General features: G+C 35.2%; 1 protein-coding gene. It reads right to left on the reverse strand.

Annotated features, from left to right (window positions below):
* Positions 1-178 precede the first annotated feature (178 nt).
* Complete coding sequence (locus tag ACE199_RS23455) at positions 179-1399, reverse strand: IS110 family RNA-guided transposase (RefSeq protein ID WP_375351914.1); 1221 nt, start codon at positions 1397-1399, stop codon at positions 179-181.
* Positions 1400-1650 lie beyond the last annotated feature (251 nt).

Genomic DNA, 1650 nt, shown 5'->3' on the forward strand with positions numbered 1-1650 from the left:
CTCATGCCTTTCTTACCTCTAGTCAAGTATTTTTAGATAATTTTATTCTAAGAGGTGAGTTTGTTTTGGAAGGAAGGGGTACCCCTTCCTTCCAAAACAAACTTTCGCACGATGAAAAGACCTCACGATTTTTCATTTTTTCGCCAGGCCTCATATGTGATATACTCCTATTAACTGATTACGGATGCGTGGAAGCTTTTTCGTAATTATAGGTTAAATTGTGTGTAATAAGGTGAAAAGCCACTTTCAAGAACTTATTCACACAGGCAATGGACGCAACTTTATGACATTTGTTATAAGGTTGCTTTTTTAATTTGTCGTAATACTCTACGAAGTGATTTCTCCCTAAACGACGTAATTTAATCATTGTTTGAATCATATAAAACAGTATTTTACGTAGTTTTTTATTTCCTCGTTTATTAATCTTATCTTTGTAATATGTATTCCCAGACTGATAGCGCATGATATCAATACCTACATATGCATTTAATTGTTTATGATTTTTAAAGCGTCGAATATCACCTATTTCCCCAATAATTCGTACAGCTGTTGCTTCACCAATACCTGGAAAGGAAATTAGCACTTGATATTCTTGTTGATTCTTTGAAAGTTCAACCATCTGCCTTACAAGTAATTCTTTCTTTGTTTTTAATTCTGCAATTCGTCTAGCATATTCTCTAACTTGTTCACAACGTACATCGTCCTTAGAAATAGCTGGATAAGAATTGTGCGCAGCTTCTAATAGAGCAACGCCTTTCTGTTCAACTCTTGCGAGTGATAAGTTTTGTCGTGTACTCGTCCTAAGCTGATTACATACAACAGTTTTCGAACGAACAAGAACCTCATCTGGATGGGGAAATAGTTGAACAATATTTAAGAATAATACTGATCGAGTTGAAAAGATCTTTTGAAGCTCTGGAAAACTAAGTTGTAAAATTGAATGCATCCGATTATATAGTGGCGTAATTTCACTATCAAGCTCATCATAATAACGTGTTAGTGCACGCATTTGATCGTAATAACTATCTATTTGATATGCTTGTCGCCTTTCCATTTGGTAATGTGTTTTTGCTAATTCATGTGCATCACTAATATCTGTCTTCTGACGGCGCATTTTCGTCATTTGAAGATTAGCTTCAAGAGGATTGATTTTGTAGTAATTGAACCCCTCTGTCTGTAAGAAGCGTTCTAATGGTGCAGAGTATACTCCAGTCGCTTCAAAGACAATTTCAGGTGCTTGCCCATCTTGAGTTCTTAATTTGATTAACGATTTTTTAAATGCTTCAAACGCAGGTCGAGTATGTTCAAATTCACCTTCATATTCACATTTCCGATTTGCATTATAGATAACTACAGTACTTTTTCCCATACTAACGTCCAAGGCAACTACATGTTTCATCTTTCTTCTCCTTTTAAACAGTTATAGAAGTTTTCACAATACCTTATCGATCCCACTTTCTTATACACGATCTTAAAGACCCAACATACTAAACTGATTCAATTAAGGGTGTGAAGTTAGCCGGTTTTAATTACGGATTCCAAGATCCTAAGGCATGAGCGACTTTCCTGCACTTCTACTATAAAAAAATAGTAGCACAAACCATGGCCATGGTTTGTGCTACTAATGTTAGTATGTTTTAATTTTGCCTT

This window comes from Peribacillus sp. Hz7, assembly GCF_042136355.1.
Taxonomy (GTDB): domain Bacteria; phylum Bacillota; class Bacilli; order Bacillales; family DSM-1321; genus Peribacillus; species Peribacillus asahii_A.